Source organism: Pseudomonas sp. P7779, from assembly GCF_013386315.1.
In the GTDB taxonomy this organism is placed as follows: Bacteria; Pseudomonadota; Gammaproteobacteria; order Pseudomonadales; family Pseudomonadaceae; genus Aquipseudomonas.
In genome coordinates this window covers 1-24,862 of the sequence record NZ_JACARZ010000031.1, presented here as the reverse complement: position 1 = coordinate 24,862, position 24,862 = coordinate 1, and the positions used below count along the sequence as shown (strand labels likewise).

Genomic DNA, 24,862 nt, shown 5'->3' with positions numbered 1-24,862 from the left:
GCATCTTCCTCCTTATCTTGCGCCCACAAAAAAAGCCCCAGGCCTTTCGACCTGGGGCTTTTTCATCTGTATCTGGTGCACCCGGCGGGATTCGAACCCACGACCCCTGCCTTCGGAGTCCTAAAAGTCGACGTTTAGAATCAATACGTTAGCGGGGATTAGCTGGGAAATCAATGGGTTGTGTTAGCTGGGGTTAGCGGGTTTTCGCCTCGTTTAGTGGGGCGAGTGTGGCAAATTTGTGGCATTTCGATCAGTAGCAAAACATCTCCACACACCTGATTGACGTGATTAACCCATAGTAGGCCGTACTGAAGGGCAGAAAGCGGCAAATTCGGATATGGCTCTATCGACCAATTCGGGATCATCCACGTTGAAAGGCCGTGCAATGTCTTGACCTCAAGCCTGTGACAAAGGCCGGTAGGCATTTTTTGCACCTGCTTGAACGTCAAGATCGCGGAAAACTACTCACTGCCTTTCAGCGGTATCTTGTGGCAATGGAGCGGTGGTGTATTGGGTTCAAACTTTGTTACAGATATTTGAACCCGCCGTACAAGCTCGTGCGGACCATACTGCCGCGGGTGGTACTGATCTGAAACCTAAGAGCCCTAGGGTAGGGGGGGCAGCCCAAGTTCCTTAAGGAACTCATTATGTTTATGGGTGGCAACCTTGATCTTTTGATCCAGTGCTACAAGCTCGGCACGTACGACCGACAGGTCTATCTCTTCATCGGCCACTGCCGTGTTGACGTAGCGAGAGACATTCAGATTGAACCCGTTCTTCTCGATTTCCTGCATGCTTACCCGTCGCGCATAGCGCGGCACTTCCGTGGGGCGTTGCGTGTAGGTTTCGATAATCTTCTCTACATGCCGGTCTGCCAACTGGTTCTGTCGCTTGCCCTTCTCGAAGTGCTCGGCCGCGTTAATAAACAGTACATCGTCCGACCTTTTGCACTTTTTCAGCACCAAGATGCAGACCGGGATGCCTGTTGAATAAAACAGGTTAGCTGGCAGCCCAATTACGGTATCGATATGCCCATCTTGCAGAAGCTTGCGACGAATACGTTCTTCCGCACCACCACGAAACAGCACGCCGTGAGGCAGGATGATGGCCATCACACCGTCATCCTTCAGATAGTGCAGCCCGTGTAGCAGAAAAGCGAAATCCGCCGCGCTCTTGGGTGCCACGCCGTGATTTTTGAATCGCATGTCCTCGCTGATAGTGTCACTCGGATCCCATCGATAGCTGAACGGTGGATTAGCCACCACCGCATCAAACTGCGGCTTTTTCGCCGGATTGGTCTCGCGCAGGAAGTCCCAGGCATTGATCAGCGTATCGCCGTGGTAGATCTCAAATTCGGTGTCCTTCACACCGTGCAACAGCATGTTCATACGTGCCAGGTTGTAGGTGGTGACGTTGTATTCCTGCCCATAAATCTTGCCAATGCTGCCGCCCGCATCCTTCATGCGGTGCCGGATATTCAGCAGTAGTGAGCCAGAGCCACAGGCAAAGTCGAACACACTTTCTAGCTTCTTGCGAGGGCCTGTCTCGGGCGCCTGGCCGTCGAGTGTGACGATGGCCGACAGAATGTTCGAGACCTGCTGCGGTGTATAAAACTCACCCGCCTTCTTGCCCGAACCTGCCGCGAACTGCCCGATCAGGTACTCATAGGCGTCGCCCAGTGTGTCGGTGTCGGTGGAGAATAGCGACATGCCACGCGCCAGCTCCGAGATGATAGAGCACAGCTTATCGTTGCGTTCAGAGTACTGACGGCCCAGCTTGTCTGACGCAAGGTTGATCTCTGAAAACAAGCCCTGGAAGTTGCTCTGGAAAGACTCGTTCTCGATGAACTTGAATCCCCTTTGCAGCGTGTCGAGCAGTATGGGGCTCTGCGTCTTGGCCAGGTAAATGATGTTGCCCCATAGGTAGTCAGGCTCGATCACGTAGTGCACCTTGCGGCGCATCTGCTTCTCGAACGCCTCCACGTCGTCGGGGTTATCTTCGTACCAGATCTGAAGTGGCGTCGTTGCCTCGGTCCGTTCCATTACGTCGAGCGACACGTTTGGATAATCCGGCCCAAGCTCACGCTTGGCGGCCTGCTCATAGTTGTCCGAGAGATAACGCAGGAAGAGGAAGGACAGCATGTAATCGCGGAAGTCGTCGGCATTCATCGCCCCGCGCAATTGGTCGGCAATTGCCCAGAGGGTTTTACCTAGTTGTTTCTGGTCTTGTTCGGTCATGGTCTGGGTCGTTTCTTGAGTGTGTTTTCCAGTGCCTTGGGTTCGGCGCCGTCTTGCGCGACGTGCCTCCCCTGTTTGCGGCGCGGGTCATAGTCGAAATTAAGCGAGGTGGCAGCGCGTCCCGTTTGCGCGCGCTCACCTTGACAGCATGGGTGAGCACCGGAAAACCGTTGCTGCTGAAGGTTTGGTCCACGTTCTGGGACCCAAAGCTCATGGGAACTGACTCGCAGCTTTATCTGGCTACGCGCGTAGTCGGTGATGTGCAGGATCAGCTCGCTCACGTTGCGCTGTCAAAGAGTACTGGGCTAAAGGGATGTTTGCTGATGAACTGCCGCAGAGCTCTGCTGAGGTGTTCCTTGTTTTCCGGCATCATTTCTTTTGCCTCATACAGCGAGTAATCGCCGTGGCTCATCAGATCGATCACTCGCTTGTATGCTGCTGTCTGGTTTGGATCATCGGTATCTGGCTTGATGCATTCTTCCCATTTGCTATAGCCAAAGAAAGATGCCGTCTGTTCCATCAAGCGACGCATCTTGTTGAAGTGATGCGTATACAGCGCGCCCGAACGCTCTGCCTTATGCAACTCCACCAGTGAAGACAGATGATAGAGAAACGGGGTGCTATCCGTTTCCTGCACGGTAAAACCTCGACCTTGCGGCTCTCGCGTCAGAAAGTACTTTCGTGACTTACCCACCTCGTTGCACAACACATTGAAGAATAATACATGGTGCGAAGAAACAACCACTCGCAATGGCTCCGGAGGATCTTTCAGCATTTGAGCGAGATGATGCGCGACCATGACCGCGTTACCTTCATCAAGCGACGATATCGGATCATCTATGTAGATATAACGCACCCACTTATAAGCCTCTGCTTTATCCAACACGAGTTGCACTATGGCAAGAAAAAAACACCAGACAAAGATGTTTTCTTCGCCACGAGATACCTTTATCGCGATAGGGTCACCGTTTATATCTCGTTCTCTGAAAAACATTACCGCTGGAGGTAGTTTTTTCTCCGTGTTGTCCGAGCGGTCCTGAGTACGGCGGTCATAATCTATGTAAAAGCTGTAATCGGCATAGCGCTCCAAGAACTTTGCAATCTTGACTTCCATCTCAAGTTCGCTGAGTCCGTTGAAAAAATTTGACTCTGTGTTGAGCTCCAGCACTCGCTGACGATCATTTTCTAGGTCGTTATCCCAAGTAAATAAATCTTCAGTAAATGCATTAAAATAAAGAGTGTCGCGCTTGGTCACCTCGCCGTTTTTATTGATTTGCTTACCCAAATCTTTAAATGCCGTCGAAAGGCGTGTCTTGCCCGTACCATTATAGGCATAAATTAAGATTGGCTTCTTTGTGCGTAACTCTTCGCGCAAATGCTCTGCCATCCAAGGCAAATTTAAGTAAGTCACCCCATACATATTTCAGTCTCTTTCTAGCGACGGGAAGAGCTGCTGCATCAGGCCACTCTTGTGAGTTTGCAACACTGCCAGCCCCTCAGATTCAGTATTGATTCGAGCATCCAAGGCTATCAGGCAATTAGCAATGTGCTCCTGCTCCTTAATATCAGGCTGAGGCAAAGGTATGCTGCTGAAGTCTTGGTAATACAACCGTAAGCGATCTTCCGTGAGGCCGCGAGAGTGAGAAGTGAACAGTTGCTGCATGTGCGGCAACTTGAAGAGGTAGCCGTAGAACGGTGAGTGCACGTCCGATTGCGGTGAGAGCACTACGTATGCAGGACTGACCATGCAGTCCTCATACGCAATCCCACATGCTCCCTGCCACATGCGCATCATGTTGTAGGAAATATCGAACCGATATACCTTTTTGTTGCCTCTAGCTTCTGCAATATCGTCAATCCGGCGATTCAGCGAGGCGCGCTTCACGAGTCCATCCGTCATCGTTACCGAGTAGATGGGCAACGAGGCGTCACCCCTCTCACTGCGATTGGCAAAAAGGTTTCCGGCTTTTACTTTTTTCCATTCCTGCGCATCTCGGAACTCAGAAAAGCGGAGGCGAGGAAGTGTTTCGCCTTCACGGGGAAGGATCTGCTGCATCAGGCTTCGTTTGTATTTCTTCAAGGATTCGATTTTCTGGTTTTGAGCGGAAATTAGCTCGTCCAGCGACATTAAGCAGTCAGCGATTTTCTGTTGCTCGCCCTCATCACCTGGGTAGGCAATTTTGATGTGCGCCAATCGAGTTGACGATATCGCGTAGACTTTTGTCCCTTGGGCTTCTTTCTGGATTTGGGCGCGAACTAGTGCCGACTGGAAAACATAACCACCAAAACCAACGACGAGTTCATGATTGTTTTGGCGCGCGAGAATCGTATGTTGTCCCGCAAGCAATAATTGTCCGTCTAAACGAACGACTTCAATGGCCTTTCCAACATCCTTCATGTCTTCTGATGCATCAGCGAAGATGATGTCGCCTTTGATACAGTAATCATCGGATTTGGCATCCGGTATCGTTTCGGTGCCATTGATGTAAGGCACGCGTTCTTTGGTGATATCAAACAGCGTTGAAAACTGCGTGTGAATATCTCCGTAGTGAATGTTCTTTGCTATGCCGTGCTCATAGTTCAGTTTGTCACGGGATAAAGCATTGTTCCGTCTGAACGAGTACAGCGCGTCCATACGTTTACTTTTCCATTCAGTGATCCCGCGAAACTCCGGAAACCGCAGCTTCGGGACAACCGTTGTCTTATCTTCTTTCAGCATTGGTCAATCCTCGTACGCCTGGAGGCCGGAGATATCCCGCCCCCCAGCACGCTTGTTCAGTATTGGCACTAGCTCGTTCATCAAGGCCAGTTCCTTCTGCGTGCGGGCTTTCCAGCCCAGCTCCAGAGGGGCGAGCAATTCAGTGAGCTGTTCGCCGTCGAAGATGCGGCGCTCTAGCACGCCATCCACAAAGTGCTGTAATGCCGCTACGGACAGGCCATTGCGAGTGGCGAGTTCGGTCAACTCGCGCGCGGCTTTCACCGCCTTGAACTGTTGGTAGCCCGCACGAATGGCGCGCTCGTCCAGACCCTCGCCGGCCTTGAGGCTCATCACATATTCGGTAATGTCCTCGCGCTCGTCGATAAATTTCGCGTCGCTCGCGATCAAGCTGACCAGTTGTTCGCGGCTCATGGTGGCTTTGCCGGGCTTCTTCGTGGAAAAGTCGGAAATCAGCTTCATGATGTAGTCGTAATCGATGGTGGCGGAAGCGAAAAGCACCAGCTCGAAATCGAGCTCCTCCAGCTGCTCGCGCTTGTCATCACCGGGTTTGGCCCGCTCGTCTCGCAGGCGACTAGCCGTCTCCAGATACTGACCACGGAAGGCGTTGAGTTCATCCGGCGGCAAGATGGTCCGGATATTGGCCACTTGCTCGGGGCTGAGGTCGGTGTATTGGTCAAGCTGGGTTTGAAGCTTCTGTACCTTCTTGAAGGCTTCGACAAAGCCAATTCGCGCCTCCTCGCCTTTGAGATTGGCGATTTCTTCGGGGTTGCCTGAAAGTTCGTATGCTTCCATGAAGCTTTGCAGACCGAGCTTGGCTTCTTGCAGCTTTTCGATAACGACGGAGGCTTTGTCCACTAACCAGATTGTGCGTGCCTCATCGGCTTTCGCGCCGGAGAAAAGCGCGATGGCTGCATCCACTGCGTCTTGCTGTCCACGGAAGTCGAGGATGTGGCCGAAGGGCTTGGTGTCATTCAACACACGATTGGTACGACTGAAGGCCTGGATGAGGCCGTGGTGCTTGAGGGTCTTATCGACGTAGAGCGTGTTGAGGTATTTGCTATCGAATCCGGTGAGCAGCATGTCGACCACTATAGTGATGTCGATCTTGTGTTGCTGGGCCTTAGGGTTGGCTTTGCGCAGGTCAGCATCCGGCCATTGCTGATCCTTGATGCGTTGCTGCACGTCTTGATAGTAGAGGTCGAATTCTTCGATGCGGTGGTTCGTATCGAAGCTGGCGTTGTAGCAGGCGATAATCGATTGCAACGCTGCCTTCTTAGCGTCGGGCTCCTGCTTATTGTCTTCCAGCTCGGTAGGCAGGTCTTCCTGCAACTGTCGCACATCGGCGCTCACATCGCCTGGCGGTGAAAACACGGCGGCGATGTTGAGCGGCACGAAGCTGGGGTCCGCGTGCAGTTTCTCGCCTTGAGCTTTTTCAAATAGAGCGTAATAGGCGATGGCGTCATTGATGGAGGTTGTAGCCAAAATCGCGTTGAACTTGCGTCCTCCCGTAGCGGCATCGTGCTTGGCGAGGATGGCATCGACGATGGCACGCTTGGCCAGTGTTTCGCCAGGCTTGGGCGGATTCTTCCCGTCTGGCTTGTAGTAGTCGACGTGAAAACGCAGGACGTTACGGTCTTCAATCGCGTGGGTGATGGTGTATTCGTGCAGAGACTGCTGGAACAGATCCTGTGTGGTCTTGAGTGTCTGGGTTTCACCACTGATCTGCTTGATGCTGGCATTAGCCTCGAAGATAGGCGTGCCGGTGAAGCCGAAAAGTTGGGCTTTGGGAAAGAACGCCTTGATGGCTTGGTGATTCTCGCCAAATTGCGAGCGATGGCATTCGTCGAAGATGAAGACGATGCGCTTTTCGCGCAGTGCTTCGAGCTGTTCGGCATAGGTCGCAAGCCCACGCTTTTCCCGGCTTTTGTTACGTCTGCTGCCCTCGTCCAGCGCCAGGCCCAACTTCTGAATGGTGCAGACGATGACCTTGTCGGCCGCATCGTCCGACAGCATGCGGCGGACGAGCTCACTAGTATTGGTATTGCTCTCGACGCAGCCTTCTTGGAAACGGTTAAATTCCTCGCGAGTTTGCCGGTCGAGGTCTTTGCGATCGACCACGAAAAGGCACTTTTCAATGTTCGGATTAGCCTTGAGCAGGGTTGAGGCCTTAAAACTGGTGAGCGTCTTGCCACTGCCGGTAGTGTGCCAGATGTAGCCGTTGCCGCTGTTTTCTTCGATGCACTTAACGATGTTTTTGACCGCATAGATCTGGTAAGGGCGCATCATGAGCAATTTCTGCTCGCTGGCAACCAATACCATATAACGGCTGATCATCTGGCCGAGCGCACACTTGGGCAGAAAGGCATCGGCAAAGTCATCTAATCCGATGATCTTGGTGTTATCCAGCGCAGCAAATTGGTAAATCGGCAGGAAGCGCTCATCGGCGTTGAAGCTGAAGTGCCGGGCGTTGTTGTTAGCAAAGTAGTAAGTGGAATCGCGGTTGCTGACTATAAAAATCTGCATGAAGCACAACAGCGTGCGCATGAAGCCGTTACCAGGGCCGTTCTTGTACTCGACGATCTGCTCGATAGCGCGGCGCGGGTTGATGCCCAGCGTCTTTAGCTCAATCTGCACAACCGGCACACCGTTGATGAGCAGAATGACGTCAAAACGGTGGTGGCTGTTGTCGGTGTTGATCCGCAGCTGATTTACAACCTCGAAACTGTTCTTACACCAGTCTTGGATGTTGACGAGTGTGTAGTTTAGCGGTGTGCCATCTTCACGGATAAAACTATTGCGTGTGCGCAGGGTTTGCGCCGCGGTAAACACATCAGGGGTAACAATCTCTTCCAGCAGGCGTGAGAACTCCTCATTGGTGAGGTTCACGCGGTTGAGCTGCTCAAACTTTTCGCGAAAATTGGCCTCGAGCGCGGCGCGGTCGCGGATGTCGGGGCGATAGCTGTACTTGAGGTCGCCGAGCTTGGCCAGCAGGTCTTGCTCGATCTGGTGTTCGGTGATGTTCATGAATCTGTCCTGCCGTCAGAGAAGCGTGGGTGTGGCGGATAGGCGGCTACCTGTGGCGTATCACAGCCATTTCAAGAGTTCGCCTCAGGGGATTTCCCACCTAGGCGTTCCAGACTCAAATCATGATTGCGCGCGTACTCCAGCACCAAAATCTCGACCATCGACGCCACCGAGCGGCGTTCACGATCAGCCGCCAAGCGCAAAAGCTGCTTGATTTCGGCGGAGGTGCGGATAGAAAGGGTTTCGTCCTTCAGGCGTGACATAGCGGCGTCTCGTCAACGATGTCACGCAAATGTACTGCCTTTGCATTTATTTTAACAACACAAATACATGGCTTTATGAAGTTTTACGGGCTGAAGCCTGAGTAGTCCCGGCTTAACTAAAAACGTCACAACCTCATACTTCAATCCATTCGGACTGGCGAGCTGTCCGATTCTGGCCGGTTTCTTCCTAGCACGTACTGTTGGTAGAAAGTGAGATGCCTGCGCTACTCCTCGTTGAGAGCTTGTTCGTAAGCTTTGGAAAAGTTCGTGAGATCAGTTCCTAGAACAAGGCACAAATCACGAAGCTGGATGGTATCTAGCCTTCTTACACCTCGCTCCACATCACTCATAAATGACTGTGGCCGCCCCATAGCTGCAGAGCACTGGGCTTGAGTCAAGCCTGATTGGACACGGAGGCGTCTTAGCACTTGAAGAAAAATCTTGTGCTCACGTCGATAAATCGCTTTGGTCATAGCCGCGTATTCGGAGGGGCGGCTTGCCAAACTATATCTGATTTTCAGATATTTTCGTGTCAAATACTTGCGCGAGGAAAAGTGATGAGGCAGCTGTGGGAGCTATTTCGAGTGCTATGGGCTGTTGGGTGCCTGCCGGTTGGCGCGTTGCTGCTTGTTGTGGTGGTTTTGTGCGGTTTCAGCCTGCCGTTTTTTTTGGGGTTTACCAATAGTGCTGATCCGGCCATTCGATGGTTGTTCTGGGCTTTAGTGTTCTACTTCGTTGGAGGGGTATGTTTGTTCTGGCGTGTTAACCAACGCTATGGCGAGAAGCTGAGGAGACTGGTCATCGGATTCCAGACTTCAAATTTTCAGCCGCAGATCGAAGTATTCGCGAAGATTAACGATGCCTACCTGGGGATCGACGGTTCAGCGCGCATGCTACTGGTCTACCCAGTCAAAGGCGCAGAGCATTTCTTTCAGTTCGATGAAATTAACTCTTGGCGGATTGTTCCGGTCGGGAAGCACAACCATCGGCTAGAGGTGCTAACCAGCAATCTTGATGTTCCAGTATTCAGCATCGTTCTGAAGCCGGCAGAAGTGCTCAGTACTGAGGCTCGACTCAATACGTTGCTTGGTACCTAAATGAGGTGCTGGGCTAGCATTGCTGAGTGTCATCCATCATTTGTCGGAGGCTATCAATGAGTAAACCAATCAGGGCTAGTGCTATGCCACCAGATATCGAACGACTCAAACGAGCCAATGCGATAATGCGTTTGGCTAATCAGGCTCTCGCCCGCAATGATGTCGTCGCTCTTATTGCTCTCGGGTTCTCCCATCAACACATCGGAGAACTGAAGCAAAAAGGCGGTTTTCGGTCTTCCGCGATGGCGCAAAATACAAGAATGATTACACGCCTTCGTAAGAAAGGAGGCGCACATGCTCAGTGAAAGCGCGCCGCTATCGATCGCTGCCAACATGTAGGCGCGTGGAACCATTGAATCTGTTCTTCGCTCTCCGTCTTATCATGCCCGTGGCTGGCAAATACTTGATCGTTGGGCGTTTGACTGTCCAGAGCAGCTTCGTAAGCTGGAGGCGGCCGGAGAGGTCATCTTGTTGGGAAGATTGTTGGAGCAACAGGAAATCGAGCACCAAGTGCTCAGCTCGACGGCAGGGTTGGAACAGTGCAGCCAAGGTCTAGCAGAACACGAAGTCCTGGCATTGCATGAGATAAGGACAAAGCTGTAAGTCACCAAGGCGCCAACGGGTTTACCTCAACACCCGATGCGCTTAATGGCCTCAGTTATCTCAACCAAGATATTTGCGTACTCCTTGGAAAGCGCGCCGTTGCCCTCTGTGAAAAGATGCTTTTGAAGGCCACCTAAGCGCCGCAGCTCATTGATTACGTGGGAGTCAATTTTGCTTCTGGTCTGTCGCTTCAATGCGGCGGCCAGCACGAATTGACCAACACTCATTCCGCTGTCGTGGGCTTTCTCGCGTACCAGTGCTTCTTCTTCCTCAAAGCAACGGATTGCCGGCAGCCATCCTGTGCGTCGGCGTTGTTCGCTAAGGCTCATGAGCTTTCCTTTTCCAAGTGTTGGGGTCTCGGGGCTTGCCCTGAGTAGGGAAGGTAGGCAAGCAAAGGGAGTGTAACGACTGGTGCGCGCCGATTGTGAGTCGCCGGGAACTGGCGGTATCACAAACCCTACCTTGTCCTAGTCTTTCTTTTCCGTATTTAGATAAGCTTTGCACTACTCGGATACAGCTGGGATGAAGGATGCACTGGCATTGAGGGGACGCCACGGGTACGAAAAAAACACGAATTCAAAACGATTACATAAGCAAAAAGAACATCATCCATCAGCGACTGAGGGAGCGACGATGGGATGCTGAGAAAGACGGTAGAGCAACAGCTAGGATTTACCGAATTGCTCCTAGGCTTGAGTGACTTTCTGACACAGAGCTAGGAGGTAAGCAGCATGCGCGCACGCTTGACGTTGATAAGCGTGAGGCGATTTTTGGACGTTTGTGGTGATGCGGAAGCGCAAGGGCTAAAGTGACGAATCTGAGAGAGCTATTGACACTGCAGTGTAGTTCTCCGGTGATGCATCTCAAGATGCCTTGGAGGTTGTTATGGAACAGTCCAGTGACGACGAAAGTAGCTTCGTCGATATTATGCGTCTGAAGCGCTCCAATCGTGAGCGGTTGATCCGTGCTATTCAGAAAGCCTCCCCTGAAGACCTCGAGATTTCTGCTCAGGGCATCAAGGAGGCTCTGCTTGACTCTGCCGATCCTAGCCAGCGCCGACAGCGCATTGCCCCGCCAGCATTCGTGGGGGGCAAATAGCACCTGACTTATTGAACGATCTTCGCGAGAAAAGCGGCGTGCGGGTCGCGGTTTTCATCGTGGAGATCGCACGTTTTATAGAGTAGCTCGAGGTCATAATTAGTTAATGATCAGGCTGCCTGCTATTGCCCAGGCTCTGCATGGGCGGTAGTAGGCAGCAGTTGTCTTTGGATTCATTCCACTATGTTTTTTCCTCACCGGATTCGTTGTGGAGCGATGTGCATCAATTTACCTCCGACGTAGTGCTCGAGCGAGTTACCGGGCTCATTTTGTGCGGCGCTCAAAGTATCAAACGTGCGACATAGCACTTTGGTGAGCTTCCAAATTTCGTGGGCTTCGCACCTCCAGTGCCGATACTTGTATTGGCTGACCTGTTGGGTACTCCTTTGACAGCTGCGCCCATTAACCAAAGAATAGCGAGATGCAGCTATCTCATCCGGACATCGACCCAACAGAAGCTTTCCAGTTCGTCTTTCGTGAGATTAAGCGTCATGAAGACACCGGTAGGAAAAATTTCGTTGTCCGCGTCCCTGTGGATATGGTCGAGTACCTGTTCTCTGGTATTGCTCTGAAGTCGGGCATGTCCAAGGTCAAGCTGGAACGATTGCTTACTGAGCTTGGGATTTATGGCTTTAGGGACGCCGACGGTCGAATCCTGCGACGTTATCTGAGTGGCCATTCGCGCATGGCTTGGGATACCTATCATCGGTTGTTGTTTTGGGCATTCGCGAAGGGGTGGATCTCTGAATGGGTTTTTCGCGATCTTCTACTCGGGGCATATCTGCGAGAGGCGGCCCAACTCAGCGCCCGCAAAATTTTGAACAGGCTGAAGCGTCAGATATCGGCGCCAAGCTTGACTCAGGAGCAGATTGTTGAGTGCTTTATCGAGGAGTATCTGGCCAAAGAGAAGGAGCGAGCGCAAGCAGTGGCCAGCCGCTTACGGGTAGATTCAGAAGCAAGAGAGCTGGCAAGCTCATTAGGCCTCGAGGTAACCGATTTCTCCGAATAACATGCGACTTACTACATTTTCCCACGCTGGCAACCTTGCGAAAGGAGTCCTGATGTCCGTTCCTACATACGACAAATTCATTGAGCCGATCTTGCGTTACCTAGCGGCTAATCCGGAAGGTGCGACAGCACGCGACGCGCATGAAGCTGCGGCCCGGGCTTTGAATTTATCCGAACCACAGCTTCAAGAGCTTATTGCAAGTGGGCAAGCGACCTATAAGAACCGCGCAGGATGGGCTCACGACCGTCTCAAGCGCGCAGGATTATCCTCCAGCGCCAAACGAGGCTACTGGAAGCTAACCGAAGCTGGCGCTGTTTATTCCAAACAGCACCCTTCACCGCTCACTACGGATCAGGTTGAACAACTTGCCATCGGCTTCATGGACGTGAAGCTTAGGAGCGGCTCCGATGCCGTCCCGCTAGATGGACGTGAGCAGGGGGCAGACACACCGCTATCAGCAACTGTGAGCCCAGACGATCGGTTGGAGCAGGCTCTGCGTGAGCTACGCAATGCGACAGCTGCAGATCTACTGGATAACCTGCTACAAGTCAGCCCCAACCGCTTTGAAGTCATTGTTCTCGACGTGTTGCACAGCCTTGGCTACGGGGCTAGCCGAAACGACTTGCAGCGTGTTGGTGGAAGCGGAGATGGCGGAATTGACGGGGTAATTTCGCTTGATAAGCTCGGACTGGAAAAAGTCTATGTCCAAGCAAAGCGCTGGCAAGGCACTGTAGGCCGTCCTGAGTTGCAAGCGTTCTATGGAGCACTTGCCGGGCAAAAGGCCAAGCGAGGGGTATTTATCACTACTTCGGGTTTCACTGCCCAAGGCATCGACTTTGCCCGCTCAGTGGAAGGCATGGTACTGGTGGACGGCATCCGCTTGGTCAACCTCATGATGGACCATGAGGTTGGGGTAACATCTCGGCTCCTCAAACTGCCGAAATTGGATAGCGATTACTTCGACGAGGAATGAGGAGTTTTGGCCTCGACATACGTTTCTCTCTAACGGGGCAGGGCTAGTGCACGGGCGCCGGACACTAGCGCCCCTATGATCAAAAAACCATCACCAATCAGACTCCAGCTCGGTGCTTAGGTGGATACCCATCACCTTAGCTTTGCGGTATTTCAACGGCTCCGCATTTATCTCCAGGGCAACAAGTCGACTAGCAGCGGTGACCAAGCTGTTGAAACGATCATTGTGAACGGCGACATATGCGATAAGCCTACTACCCGTCGCCTGCATGGAGCCGATGCAGAGAGGAACCGACTTGTCGCTTAGGAGCAGTGGATCAACGTATAGGTAGCATTCTAGGGTCGGGTATTTGAATGTTTCGGGGTATCGAACGGAGCCGTAAAGCTTGATAACAGTATGCTCTGAGTAATGGTGGCCGATTGTTCTTGTATCGGACCGCGTGGCCATGCTGAACGACCAGGACATATCCCAACCCCATATCCGAGCTTGGAGGATTATTCGCTCAACGGCGGTACGACTCCTTCTAGCCATGGCATTCATCCTTCCCGTTTGAGTTGGCTTCAGACAAACCTAGCTCACTTCGTTACCGCCATTCAGATTCTCGGCCAGATACAGAGTTAAGGCCATGGCGTTATGCGGCTTACCTGAAGCAGATCGGTAATTTTCTGCCATCGCGTTGACTACGAGTTGCGGCCTATGTCTAAGTTTTCCGCTTACCTTCGCCTTCACAAGCGCTCTGTGGACATCCGTCCGATGTTCAGGAGGGATTCCTGACATATCCAATTCGTAAGAGGTGGGCAAAGACGTTGGTGTTTTGGTTGAGAGTTTGGGTTGAGGTTTAGTGTTAGGTATGACCTTGGCTGATACGGTATCGATATGGCATCCGTGTGATATCGAGTCCTCTTCTACGTATCGCTTTGAGCGCGGCCGGAGGGATTCATCTATCAAATCCTGCTGGTCGTCGCTCAGTCTTTCATTGAAGTCATTCAGAAAGTCGTCTAGCCACTCGCTTGGGATACGGCGAATTTCTTCCACCGCTCTGGCCCGTAGTTTTGGCCCTGTCACTTGAGTAGCAGAGTGGTGATCCCACCAGATTCTTACCCAAACGATAAGTCTCACGTTGTCATACCTGGCGAGGTCTTCATCCTGGAGGCGGTGGATGACCTGCAACCACTGATCTGCCGTCCATCCAATTTCTGCTCCGGCAATGCGTGGAACAAGTGGGTATACGCCCGTAATGTTGCTGTCAGGAGCAGTTAACAGGTGCAGCAAAGCAACTTTGTCCTCTGTGGTGCAATTCAGTAAACGTGGGGAGCGCCAAAAATTCTGGTCCCGAATAGTTCGTTGTCTACCCATGCTCACTGCTCCCGGTGCAAAGGAGTTGAATCGAGCTAGGACAGTTCATTGTCGCGCCTCTACCTGTGCTTTCTTTGTGGGCCTCCCTGTGCGTTTCGGATGTGAAAAAGGTGCGATGACGGTAGCTGAATCTCGACTCCCGGTGTTGCCGGTGCGCATCCAAGTTCTCAGATCACCCAGTCTCCATCTCAACCTTGACAGTCCCGGTACAGGCTCAAGCCCCGGCAATTTGCGCTGACGGACCGTAAGCACGCTGAAGCCGGTCAGCGCTGCTACTTCAACCACGCCGATCAGAACATCGTCGCCAAGCTTCTGTATTTTGTGGATAGTTTCATAATCTACTGTCATCGCTTTATCGCTCGATTGATCTGTTTGACACAGATTTTGCCAGTAGAGCGGTTAACAGCTAGGACATGTTTTTAACAGGTGGCTTGTGAGGGCGGGAGCGGGGGGCTAAGCTGCTAAGGCAAACGACCGTTCAGAAGTGCATAATTAAATTTACGTGATCACCTTTTGCATTTGCTCTGCTGATCATGTCATTCATTTTGTACAACTTGATTTTCAGCGTTTATTGGCGGAAGTCGATACATTGCAGCCGAGCGGCGCTCCCTAGAAGACGGCTTGGATCAGCTCAGTGACTATAAGTTATAGGAAATAACTGCAAACTCTTAGGTTTTTAGTGAGGAGTAGATGTCTGCAATAGTAGAATCTAATTCATGAATTTTATTGGAAAAATCAGCCAGAATTTTTGCGTTTTTTTCAGGTGCTATATTTGGATTTTTATAGTAGCAAGAGTGACTCAAGAGGCTGTGGACGTGCTGTAGCCATGTAGTAATCTGTAATTCAACGCCTGAGACGGTAGATAAGCTCCATCGTGAATAGTCTTGAAGCTTGTAATCACGATGGATGGCTCTGTAGCCGCCCGGTGCTGGATTCGAAAAATAATCATTTCGTTGAGTAAGTTTCAATCCTAACTGGTCTTCCCATTCTTTAAGCGTCGACTCCACCTGCGAAAGAGCACCTGTGTGAAGAACAAGTACTCTGATGCCAATGAAATCATTTATGGAGATTACCCCTTTTCTGGACTCGGCTTTTAGTCGTGTGGCATTCTCAGATTTTATACGCCACACTATACTGTGTTGAGGGTCTACTAGTGAGGGAAAGTTTATAGCGAGAATATGGTTTAGTTGGTGGGTTGCAATATTGGCGAAATCAATTGCAGCCTCTCGCGAGTCGTATAGTTCGGTGAGAATCCTGTTCATATCAGGTACCTTTTACTGCCTCGCGGGCGATAAGCTCGACTTCACTTTGGATAAATGTGTGCACCCTTATTTCAAGAATGCCCCCAGTTATTGCCGGTTCAAAATGCTCGGAAAGTTTCTCGATGCTTTCGGATATTTCGTTCGTCTCAGCCGCCTGTGAGAAGTGAGTTCCTCCAAGGCTACCAATAAGTACAACCACTTTCTTTTTAATTCCCTGAATGGCTAACATGGAGTTTACATCGTTGAGCAACCAGTAAATTCTGGCCTTGTCTCCAAATCCTAGACGTTTTGTAGCCAGAATTATTTCATAAAAATTCCTGCTGTGGGCATCCTCGAAAGATGCATGACACTTATAGCGAAGAGCTGAACTTACCAGGTGAGATAATGATGATCCGATACTTACGTCGAAACTTGTAGTGCCTTGAAGTAGCTCGGGCGCAAGTTCATCGACTAAGCGTTGATCCAATGCATATTTGACCTCAGGAATATCATGAAGCTGCGGTAGCTTTTGACTGATAGGTGCATGAAAAATTCTAGCATCGTTCAGCGACGCCGAATAGTTTGTTGATTCCAGAATTGCTATCTCGGTCACCGTCGCTCGTACGCGAGGTCCGTTGTTACCTTCAAGTCTGAGCAACTTGAACGATTGTTTATCATTAATGGAAGGATTCCCGCCTACGGTCCCTCCGGAAATGATGCAAAGCGGCGTGAAAGGACTTTTATCTGAGATGGGAATTAAAGCGCTGTCTATGCCTACATGATTGGCATGTTTATGTCCATGAAGAACAAAGTCAAAACCATTCGAAACCATCGCCTGCTTCAGGCTTGCCGCGTCCACTACGGACTCAAAGCTTTTTAACTCGAGTTGCTGATTCCAAAGATGGCTTACATGATGATGTAGGAAAGCTATCTTTGTTAGTCGTTCAAACTGTCCACCTAGCTCTCGTCGTAGTCGAGCCATGAGTTTGACAAAGTACTGAATCTGGTTGTCTCCCACCATACCCGCGTCAATAACCAATGAGTCTAGGTATTTTTCAATAACCTCATTCACCTTTCCATGGGGAGCGGCTTGTGACTCGGTAAGGGACTGGAGGGCTAGGAGAGGCTTCATTATCTTTTGGTCTGGGGGGAGCGGAACACCACAAGCAAGGGCAGAGTTGAAAGCGAAGATTAAGACATCTCGATCTAGGTCGAGAAGGAATGGGTGGCTTTCTTTGTTCTGGAAAGCATATTGTTTGTCTTTCACTAAGCCTCCCAGGATCCCTTTACGTCGATTCGCCGCTTTGGGTATCTTGAGCGCTTCCGCATCCAGTTCCGGGTCCCAATTAGGCACGTGTGCATGAGGATAAGTCGTGCACAACACCTCCCAAAAATCTTTGAATCGGTTTCTAGGATCTTCACTCTCACGTGATTGGCGCACCACATCGTGGTTACCTGGAGCAAGGAAAATCCTTTCAGGTCCCGGCAGGACACGCTGCATGCTCATTTCGGTCAACCACTTCCGAAATGTTTCCAGGCCATTACGATCGCCGCGAATAGTGATGTCGCCGCTTACCACAACAAAATCTGGAGGATTCGGAAGAGCATTGAGGTATTCACCTAGCCTACCAAGCTGCTTTTGCCGCTCCGAACCAGGGATATCAACCTTACGGTCCTCGGAAATAAGCTCGCCTTTTCCGGTATGGATATCTGTGATGTGGAGAATTGTAATTGACACTTAGCCCCCTTTCCTTGGCCGTGATTGGCTTGAGCGCGAACCTGGCTATCTTAGCTCAATCCAGATGAGTGGATCGACGTCCTAATGTAGTTTAGGTATAAGGTGTCTTCACACCACTACTCACTGATTTAAGTGGACGCCTCAGACCTACTGCTATTGGCTGATTTATTCAGTTAGCCTATTACAGCGATTGGTCAACTTCTGCCGGTCGAGGTCTTCAGTTGTACTGGCCAAGTCGAGCGCAAATGATTACCCGTCTCTACAATTACCTGCTGACGGGTGTAGTTCGATCAAGCCAGCTTTGCTGCGAGCTCTTCAGCTGTGATGTTGTAGTAACGCTTCAGCATATTCACCTCCCGATGCCCTGTCACGCTGGCTAGCTCAATCAAATTCGGCAGCTTGGTAGCAAGCCGACACGTCGCTTCATGTCGCAGATCGTGAAAACGCAAATTGATTAGGAAGTCTTCCTGTGGCGCTACCTGCGCCACCCCGCAATCTCCCAAGTATTTCAGCCTGGCACGCTCCAGGCCTCGCACAAAGGCTTTCTTGAGGGCGTCGGCAGTGGTGGGGAAGACTCGACCGCACAGCGAGCGGGGCAGGTCCTTCAGCAATTGAATAGCCTTCGGTGATAGCGGGACGGTTCTGGGCAAACCGTTCTTCGTCGCTGGAAGGTGCACAGTCCGACGGTCCAGGTTCACATGCTTCCAGCGCAGCTCAAAAATTTCGCCACGGCGCATGGCTGTCTCAATTGCCAATTGAACGATGGGTCGTATCCACGGATTGTGCGAAGCGTCGGCATAGGTGCCATCAGCACGTCGCTCACGAAGCTCTAAGGCGTCAAGAATGTATTGCTCTTCAATTGGGTCAAGTCGTCGCGAGCGTTCGTCGTTGTAGCTGGGACGGCTGACCATCCTGACTGGGTTCTCGGCAAGATGAATTCCCCACTCGCGGCGAGCAACCTCGATCACACACTGAAACAATGCGAGTTCGCGCTTAACCGTGTTGCCCTTGCGGATCTTCAGGCGCTCATCACGGTAGCGGGCAAAATCGGAGGAGGTGAGGGTTGCGACGATGCGTGTCGCCAGCGGGTGGCGCTTAAGCGCTTCCAGGCGTTTGATTTCCGAGTACGCGCCTTTGTGCTTCGGAGCAATCTCAGAGATATAGCGATCAATGAGTTGATGAAAGGCGGTGAGTTCAGCCTCGACCCGAGAAACAAAAATACCCCGGTCGATTTCGCTTTCGATCATGCGTGCCCAGGCTTGGGCATCGGATTTGGTTTCGAAGGTTTTGCGCTGGGCCGGATAGCCCTTACGGCGGATTTGCGCTTCCCACTGATACTCGCCGCGATTCCTGATTGTTGCCATTTCGACCATTCCCGCCACGTTCAAGTGTGGCAAATTTGTGGCAAAAACGACTTTTAGGACTAGGACAGGTTTCTGTCAGGAGCGCTATCCCCTTGCAATACAAGGGAAAGAAGATGGTGCACCCGGCGGGATTCGAACCCACGACCCCTGCCTTCGGAGGGCAGTACTCTATCCAGCTGAGCTACGGATGCTTGTGCGGGCGACATCATACCCATGTCGACCTTGGGCGTCCATGCCGCTTTTCGGCCTGCTGCCAGTAGGATTAGGCGCTGCCGAAGCCCTGTACCGGGCATCTCGACGAATTGCGGTTGAACTCGCCCGAAACACGCTGATCAAAAAAATCGAGCAAATGCGCCGTTTTCGTTCTTTTTTTCGAACAGACTATTGCCCTGCACCCCCATTGATCCTAGGATTCGTTTGAGATTTCAAACGCTCCTGCCTGGGTGCTGAACCGCACATTTGTCCTTTCGTGCGCTATTTACGTGCTTGCGCCCAGTGAATGATTTCCCTGACGGCAGCCCTCAAGGCGCCTTTCAACAACTCTAATTCGCTCCGCGCGTGCGCGGTGCTGTTAAGGAAAGCCGACATGCAGCTCAAAGACACCCAGTTGTTCCGCCAGCAAGCCTTTATTGATGGCGCTTGGGTCGATGCGGACAACGGTCAAACGATCAAGGTCAACAACCCCGCTACCGGCGAAATCCTCGGTACCGTGCCAAAAATGGGCGCCGCCGAAACCCGTCGCGCCATTGAAGCAGCTGACAAGGCCCTGCCGGCCTGGCGTGCACTCACCGCCAAGGACCGCGCCAACAAGCTGCGCCGCTGGTTCGAGCTGATCATCGAGAACCAGGATGACCTGGCTCGCCTGATGACCCTGGAACAAGGCAAGCCGCTGGCCGAAGCCAAGGGCGAAATCGTTTACGCCGCTTCGTTCATCGAGTGGTTCGCCGAAGAAGCCAAGCGCGTCTACGGTGATGTGATTCCCGGCCACCAGCCGGACAAGCGCCTGATCGTGATCAAGCAACCAATCGGCGTTACCGCTGCCATCACGCCGTGGAACTTCCCGGCCGCGATGATCACCCGTAAAGCCGGCCCGGCCCTGGCTGCCGGTTGCACCATGGTGCTCAAGCCTGCGTCGCAAACCCCGTTCTCCGCGTTCGCCCTGGCTGAACTGGCCCAGCGTGCCGGGATTCCGAAAGGTGTGTTCAGCGTGGTCTCCGGCAGCGCCGGCGATATCGGCAGCGAGCTGACCAGCAACCCGATCGTGCGTAAGTTGTCCTTCACCGGCTCCACCGAAATCGGTCGCCAGCTGATGGCCGAATGCGCCAAGGACATCAAGAAGGTTTCCCTGGAACTGGGCGGCAACGCGCCGTTCATCGTGTTCGACGACGCAGACCTGGATAAGGCCGTCGAAGGCGCGATCATTTCCAAGTACCGCAACAACGGCCAGACCTGCGTCTGCGCCAACCGCCTGTACATCCAGGATTCGGTGTACGACGCGTTCGCCGAGAAACTGAAAGTGGCGGTGGCCAAGCTGAAGATCGGCAATGGTCTGGAAGAGGGCACCACCACCGGCCCGCTGATCGACGAGAAGGCCGTGGCCAAGGTTCAGGAGCACATCGCTGACGCCCTGAGCAAAGGCGCGACCCTGTTGGCTGGCGGCAAGGTGATGGAAGGCAACTTCTTCGAGCCGACCATCCTGGTCAACGTGCCGAAAGATGCTGCCGTGGCCAAGGAAGAAACCTTCGGCCCACTGGCGCCGCTGTTCCGCTTCAAAGACGAAGCCGAAGTGATCGCGATGTCCAACGACACCGAGTTCGGCCTGGCTTCCTACTTCTATGCCCGCGACCTGGGCCGTGTGTTCCGTGTGGCTGAAGCCCTGGAATACGGCATGGTCGGCGTCAACACCGGGTTGATCTCCAACGAAGTGGCGCCGTTCGGCGGCATCAAGGCTTCGGGCCTGGGCCGTGAAGGCTCCAAGTACGGGATCGAGGACTACCTGGAAATCAAATACCTCTGCCTGGGCATCTAAGCCCGGCAAGGCATTGTTGCAAACGCAAAGGGCACGAGAGCGCTGTCCCTTTGCGTGTTTCACCCGTTATTCGTAGTGGCCGGGAAAGCTGTGGCAGTCGATCATCGCATGCTGCCGTAGTTGCCTCCCCGCCACGTATTCCTTGGACCACGCCACCCGATGAGTGGCGAATGAGGACTTTATGAGCAAGACCAACGCATCCCTGATGAAACGCCGCGAAGCCGCTGTACCACGCGGTGTTGGCCAGATTCACCCGATCTTCGCCGAGTCGGCGAAGAACGCCACCGTGACCGACGTTGAAGGTCGCGAATTCATCGACTTCGCCGGCGGTATCGCCGTGCTGAACACCGGCCACGTGCACCCGAAAATCATCGCCGCCGTGACCGAACAGTTGAACAAGTTGACTCACACCTGCTTCCAGGTACTGGCCTACGAGCCGTACGTTGAGCTGTGCGAAAAAGTTAACGCCAAGGTGCCGGGTGATTTCGCCAAGAAAACCCTGCTGGTCACCACCGGTTCCGAAGCGGTAGAGAACGCCGTGAAGATCGCCCGTGCCGCCACTGGCCGTGCCGGCGTGATCGCGTTCACCGGCGCCTACCACGGTCGCACCATGATGACCCTGGGCCTCACCGGCAAAGTCGTGCCGTACTCGGCCGGCATGGGCCTGATGCCAGGCGGCGTGTTCCGCGCGCTGTTCCCGAACGAGCTGCACGGTGTGAGCGATGACGACTCCATCGCCAGCATCGAACGCATCTTCAAGAACGATGCCGAGCCGCGTGATATCGCTGCCATCATCATCGAGCCGGTGCAGGGCGAAGGCGGTTTCTACGTCGCGCCTAAATCCTTCATGAAGCGCCTGCGCGAACTGTGCGACAAGCACGGCATCCTGCTGATCGCCGACGAAGTGCAAACCGGTGCCGGCCGTACCGGTACTTTCTTCGCCATGGAACAGATGGGCGTTGCCGCCGACCTGACCACCTTCGCCAAATCCATCGCAGGCGGCTTCCCGCTGGCCGGTGTATGCGGCAAGGCTGAATACATGGACGCCATTGCGCCAGGTGGCCTGGGCGGCACCTACGCTGGCAGCCCGATCGCTTGCGCCGCGGCCCTGGCCGTGATGGAAGTGTTCGAAGAAGAGCACCTGCTGGACCGCTGCAAGGCTGTGGGCGAGCGCCTGGTGACCGGTCTGAAAGCTATCCAGGCCAAGTACCCGGTGATCGGCGAAGTGCGTGCCCTGGGCGCGATGATTGCGGTCGAGTTGTTCGAAAATGGCGACAGCCACAAGCCGAACGCCGCTGCTGTCGCTTCCGTGGTGGCCAAGGCGCGTGACAAGGGCTTGATCCTGCTGTCCTGCGGCACCTACGGCAACGTATTGCGCGTGCTGGTTCCGCTGACTTCGCCGGACGAGCAGTTGGACAAAGGCCTGGCGATCATCGAAGAGTGCTTCTCCGAGCTGTGATCAAAAGTTGACCTGATCGACAAAAAACCCGCTTAGGCGGGTTTTTTTGTGCCCGATGAACGGTATTCAGCCGTTGTTCATTGTACGCAGGCGGCTCCTTTGTCTAAGGTGCTGGTATTGCCGATGGAGCGTGCTGGATGACTGCTGTTGATTTACCGGCTGTACCCCGTGTGTTGATTGCCGAGGCCGACCCTTGGTCCCGAGATCTGCTCAAGCAGGTGTTGCTGAATGTGCGCTGTGACGCACGGCTGGATGTGTGTGCCGATGGCCAGCGGGCCACCGAGTTGCTGCGTGACAAACCCTATGACCTGATCATTGCCGATTGGGAGCTGCCCGGCGTCGATGGCCTGAGCCTGCTGCGCAGCGTGCGCCTGCAACGGCGTACGCCGCTGTTGCCGTTTATCCTGCTGAGTACCCGCAACGACAGCGCCAGTGTGCGCGAAGCCTTGCCCCTGGCACCGACCGCGTACCTGACCAAACCCCTGAACATGGAAAGCCTGACCCAGCGCCTGCAGGACTTGCTGCTGAACGAAGGTGAGACGGTGTATTGCGAAGTCCCGGCCCTGGCGCCGGGCATGACCTTGCCGGTGTTTCTGGAGCGCCGCCGGGAAGCCTCCGACGGCGCGCCGCTGCGGGTCGACGTGCAGGCTGCGGTGCAACATAGCCTGGAGCCGGAGGGCCTGGACCTCAAGCGCCTGGAAGAGCAGGTGCGCATGGACCCTCAGATTACTGCCGTGTTGATCGCCGCCGCCAACAGCGCCGGCCATCACGGTTCGCCGGTACAGACCCTGGGCATGGCCCTGCACAAGCTGGCGGCGGGGCAGAGCATGAACCTGATCCTGGGGCTCGCCCTCAAGCACAACGTGGTACTGAGCGACCCGAGCCTTGTGGATTACGCCGAGCGTCATTGGCAGCTGTCCCAGCGTACCGCCGACTACGCCCGCAGCCTGGCGCGCATGCTCGACCTGGATCACGAGCGCTGCTACAGCGCCGGGATCCTCCATCGCCTTGGCGACCTGGCCTTGCTGCGGTGCCTGCAAGACTGGCTGCTGGGCGGTGGCGAACTGGATGATGAAGCGATTGGCGAGTCCCTCTACACCTTCGGCGCGGCCTATGGTTCGGCACTGCGCACACGCTGGCGCCTGCCGCTGGAGTTGCGCCAGTTGATCGCGGCGATTTATTCGCTGGAGGGCGGGGTGTATTCCCGCGAAGCGCTGGTGATGAACCTGGCGGCGCAACTGGCGCGGCTGACCGAGCATGAAGGCGTCGAGGCATTGGCGAAAGGCAAGACGGCACGCTTGCTCAAGGTGGGTTTGCCGGAATTGACGCGTATGCGCAAAACCTAGCAGGCGATGCGTGCCAGTGTGGGAGCTGGCTTGCCTGCGATAGCATCATCCCGGTACAACCAACACGCCGAGGTGCCTGCATCGCGGGCAAGCCCGGCTCCCCCAGGTAATCGTGTAGCGTCAGCCGGGGAGCACGCGGTTTTTGCCCTGGCGCTTGGCCTCGTACATGGCCGCGTCAGCGCGGGCAAACAGGCTGTCCACGTTGGCGTCCTCGGCGGTCAGGCTGGCCAGGCCCTGGCTGACGGTGACCGCGAAGCTCTCACCGTCGTGGCTGAAGCTCAGCTGCGCAATCTCGTGCCCCAGGCGTTCGGCCACCTGCATTGCCATCTCCGGGGCACAACCGGGCAGTATGGCGGCGAATTCTTCGCCGCCAATGCGCCCGAACAGGTCGCCACGGCGCAGCACTCCCCGACCGCTCTCGGCGATACGCTGCAACACCTGATCGCCTTCCAGGTGGCCGTAGGTGTCGTTCACCACCTTGAAGTCATCGATGTCCAGCAACAGGAACGCCAGGGGCGTGCCTTGCAGGCAGGCGCGTTCAAACTCGTGGTGGGCGCACTCGAAGAAATGCCGGCGGTTGCTGCTGCGGGTCAGTACATCGGTGGTGGCCAGACGGTGCAGCTCGAGCTCCAGCTGCTTCTTTTCGGTGATGTCTTCGGCTATGCCTACCACGATCACCGGCTGGCCGGGCTCGGCCTGCTGGTTGATGTAACACTTGTCGCTGAGCCAGCGGATCTGCCCGTCGGCGGTGATGATGCGGTACTCGCGGTCTTCCACGGCGCCGCTGTGCAGCACCTGGGCCAGGCTGTGCTCGGCGTAGTCGAGGTCTTCGGGGTGGATGCTGTTGCGCCATTCCCGATAGTCGGTCAACAACATGCCCGCCGTACGTCCGAAAACCCGCTCATAGGCCGGGCTGACGTACAGCACGCGGCGAGTGTCCCACTCGATTGCCCAGAGCACGGCATTCACACTGACCAACAGCGAACTCAGCAGTTGCTCGCGTTCACTCAGCCGTTCCACTTCGCCCTGGGCATGCATCAGGGCCAGCAACGTAGCGGCGGCTGCCGGTCGTGGGTGTTCGAGGACGGGGGTGTCGGTGAAGGTCTTTTCGTGGACCATCGGCACAACTCTCTCTGGGCAGGCCGCGGGGTTGGGCAGCGGTCACAACAAGGGCCGCCGGGATGGCGAAGTGTTGATTGAGAGGGGGAATTTGCTGCGAAGTTCCGTTATCAGCGCCGATTAGAGGCGACCAAGAAATGGCGCCAGAAACATGTAGGAGCGAGTTTGTTGGGGGGGAGGGGCTTGC

General features: G+C 54.0%; 20 protein-coding genes and 1 tRNA gene. 8 read left to right on the top strand and 13 right to left on the bottom strand.

What is annotated here, in order from left to right; all coding sequences use genetic code 11:
• Positions 1 to 605: 605 nt before the first annotated feature.
• The 6 genes from HX869_RS10960 to HX869_RS10935 form a co-directional block, all read right to left on the bottom strand.
• Positions 606 to 2,237 (bottom strand): type I restriction-modification system subunit M, encoded by a 1,632-nt coding sequence (locus HX869_RS10960; protein ID WP_178903077.1) that lies wholly within the window; start codon positions 2,235 to 2,237, stop codon positions 606 to 608.
• A 277-nt stretch (positions 2,238 to 2,514) separates the two neighbouring features.
• On the bottom strand, positions 2,515 to 3,657 hold the full coding sequence (locus HX869_RS10955; protein WP_178903076.1) for an AAA family ATPase: 1,143 nt from the start codon (positions 3,655 to 3,657) through the stop codon (positions 2,515 to 2,517).
• Positions 3,658 to 3,660: 3 nt separating this feature from the next.
• Positions 3,661 to 4,956 carry a restriction endonuclease subunit S gene (locus HX869_RS10950; protein WP_178903075.1) on the bottom strand — a complete coding sequence of 432 codons (1,296 nt, stop codon included), beginning with the start codon at positions 4,954 to 4,956 and terminating at the stop codon, positions 3,661 to 3,663.
• A gap of 3 nt (positions 4,957 to 4,959) precedes the next feature.
• Positions 4,960 to 7,980: a type I restriction endonuclease subunit R gene (locus HX869_RS10945; RefSeq protein WP_178903074.1), complete on the bottom strand. Its 3,021-nt coding sequence runs from the start codon at positions 7,978 to 7,980 to the stop codon at positions 4,960 to 4,962.
• 71 nt (positions 7,981 to 8,051) lie between these two features.
• Positions 8,052 to 8,243 (bottom strand): hypothetical protein, encoded by a 192-nt coding sequence (locus tag HX869_RS10940; protein WP_003425692.1) that lies wholly within the window; start codon positions 8,241 to 8,243, stop codon positions 8,052 to 8,054.
• A 224-nt stretch (positions 8,244 to 8,467) separates the two neighbouring features.
• Entirely contained in the window at positions 8,468 to 8,716 is a 249-nt protein-coding gene (locus tag HX869_RS10935) for a helix-turn-helix domain-containing protein (RefSeq protein WP_178903073.1), read from the bottom strand.
• Between the two features lie 84 nt (positions 8,717 to 8,800).
• Here HX869_RS10935 and HX869_RS10930 point away from each other — a divergent pair, with 84 nt between their 5' ends.
• Both HX869_RS10930 and HX869_RS10925 read left to right on the top strand, forming a co-directional pair.
• Positions 8,801 to 9,340, top strand: coding sequence for a hypothetical protein (locus HX869_RS10930; RefSeq protein WP_178903072.1), 540 nt, complete (start codon positions 8,801 to 8,803; stop codon positions 9,338 to 9,340).
• A 56-nt stretch (positions 9,341 to 9,396) separates the two neighbouring features.
• On the top strand, positions 9,397 to 9,645 hold the full coding sequence (locus tag HX869_RS10925; protein ID WP_178903071.1) for a hypothetical protein: 249 nt from the start codon (positions 9,397 to 9,399) through the stop codon (positions 9,643 to 9,645).
• A gap of 324 nt (positions 9,646 to 9,969) precedes the next feature.
• Here the strand turns inward: HX869_RS10925 and mobA are convergent, their stop codons facing one another.
• Complete coding sequence (gene mobA, locus HX869_RS10920) at positions 9,970 to 10,272, bottom strand: plasmid mobilization protein MobA (protein WP_178903070.1); 303 nt, start codon at positions 10,270 to 10,272, stop codon at positions 9,970 to 9,972.
• 556 nt (positions 10,273 to 10,828) lie between these two features.
• Here mobA and HX869_RS10915 point away from each other — a divergent pair.
• The 3 genes from HX869_RS10915 (at position 10,829) to HX869_RS10905 (ending at position 13,023) form a co-directional block, all read left to right on the top strand.
• Positions 10,829 to 11,041 (top strand): hypothetical protein, encoded by a 213-nt coding sequence (locus HX869_RS10915; protein WP_178903069.1) that lies wholly within the window; start codon positions 10,829 to 10,831, stop codon positions 11,039 to 11,041.
• 421 nt (positions 11,042 to 11,462) lie between these two features.
• Positions 11,463 to 12,050: a hypothetical protein gene (locus HX869_RS10910; RefSeq protein ID WP_178903068.1), complete on the top strand. Its 588-nt coding sequence runs from the start codon at positions 11,463 to 11,465 to the stop codon at positions 12,048 to 12,050.
• 52 nt (positions 12,051 to 12,102) lie between these two features.
• Complete coding sequence (locus HX869_RS10905) at positions 12,103 to 13,023, top strand: restriction endonuclease (protein WP_178903067.1); 921 nt, start codon at positions 12,103 to 12,105, stop codon at positions 13,021 to 13,023.
• A 570-nt stretch (positions 13,024 to 13,593) separates the two neighbouring features.
• On the opposite strand, the gene HX869_RS10900 is transcribed toward HX869_RS10905, so the two are convergent.
• The 5 genes from HX869_RS10900 to HX869_RS10880 all read right to left on the bottom strand — a co-directional run bounded on the left by HX869_RS10900 (position 13,594) and on the right by HX869_RS10880 (position 18,913).
• Positions 13,594 to 14,379, bottom strand: coding sequence for a hypothetical protein (locus HX869_RS10900; RefSeq protein ID WP_045791422.1), 786 nt, complete (start codon positions 14,377 to 14,379; stop codon positions 13,594 to 13,596).
• Between the two features lie 668 nt (positions 14,380 to 15,047).
• Positions 15,048 to 15,641, bottom strand: a complete 594-nt coding sequence (locus tag HX869_RS10895) for a RelA/SpoT domain-containing protein (protein WP_178903066.1) — start codon at positions 15,639 to 15,641, stop codon at positions 15,048 to 15,050.
• A gap of 1 nt (position 15,642) precedes the next feature.
• The gene (locus HX869_RS10890; RefSeq protein WP_178903065.1) at positions 15,643 to 17,358 is read right to left on the bottom strand and encodes a metallophosphoesterase; all 1,716 of its coding nucleotides are present in this window, start codon (positions 17,356 to 17,358) and stop codon (positions 15,643 to 15,645) included.
• 290 nt (positions 17,359 to 17,648) lie between these two features.
• Positions 17,649 to 18,731, bottom strand: coding sequence for a site-specific integrase (locus HX869_RS10885; protein WP_256736761.1), 1,083 nt, complete (start codon positions 18,729 to 18,731; stop codon positions 17,649 to 17,651).
• 105 nt (positions 18,732 to 18,836) lie between these two features.
• Positions 18,837 to 18,913, bottom strand: a tRNA-Arg gene (locus HX869_RS10880).
• A gap of 395 nt (positions 18,914 to 19,308) precedes the next feature.
• On the opposite strand from HX869_RS10880, the gene gabD reads away from it, so the two are divergent.
• From gabD to HX869_RS10865, 3 genes are all read left to right on the top strand, one after another.
• On the top strand, positions 19,309 to 20,751 hold the full coding sequence (gabD, locus tag HX869_RS10875; RefSeq protein WP_003218155.1) for an NADP-dependent succinate-semialdehyde dehydrogenase: 1,443 nt from the start codon (positions 19,309 to 19,311) through the stop codon (positions 20,749 to 20,751).
• Between the two features lie 181 nt (positions 20,752 to 20,932).
• Positions 20,933 to 22,210 carry a 4-aminobutyrate--2-oxoglutarate transaminase gene (gene gabT / locus HX869_RS10870; protein ID WP_087693631.1) on the top strand — a complete coding sequence of 426 codons (1,278 nt, stop codon included), beginning with the start codon at positions 20,933 to 20,935 and terminating at the stop codon, positions 22,208 to 22,210.
• A 137-nt stretch (positions 22,211 to 22,347) separates the two neighbouring features.
• Complete coding sequence (locus HX869_RS10865; RefSeq protein WP_003218151.1) at positions 22,348 to 23,556, top strand: HDOD domain-containing protein; 1,209 nt, start codon at positions 22,348 to 22,350, stop codon at positions 23,554 to 23,556.
• A gap of 120 nt (positions 23,557 to 23,676) precedes the next feature.
• Here the strand turns inward: HX869_RS10865 and HX869_RS10860 are convergent, their stop codons facing one another.
• Complete coding sequence (locus HX869_RS10860; RefSeq protein ID WP_003218149.1) at positions 23,677 to 24,675, bottom strand: sensor domain-containing diguanylate cyclase; 999 nt, start codon at positions 24,673 to 24,675, stop codon at positions 23,677 to 23,679.
• Between the last annotated feature and the right edge of the window lie 187 nt (positions 24,676 to 24,862).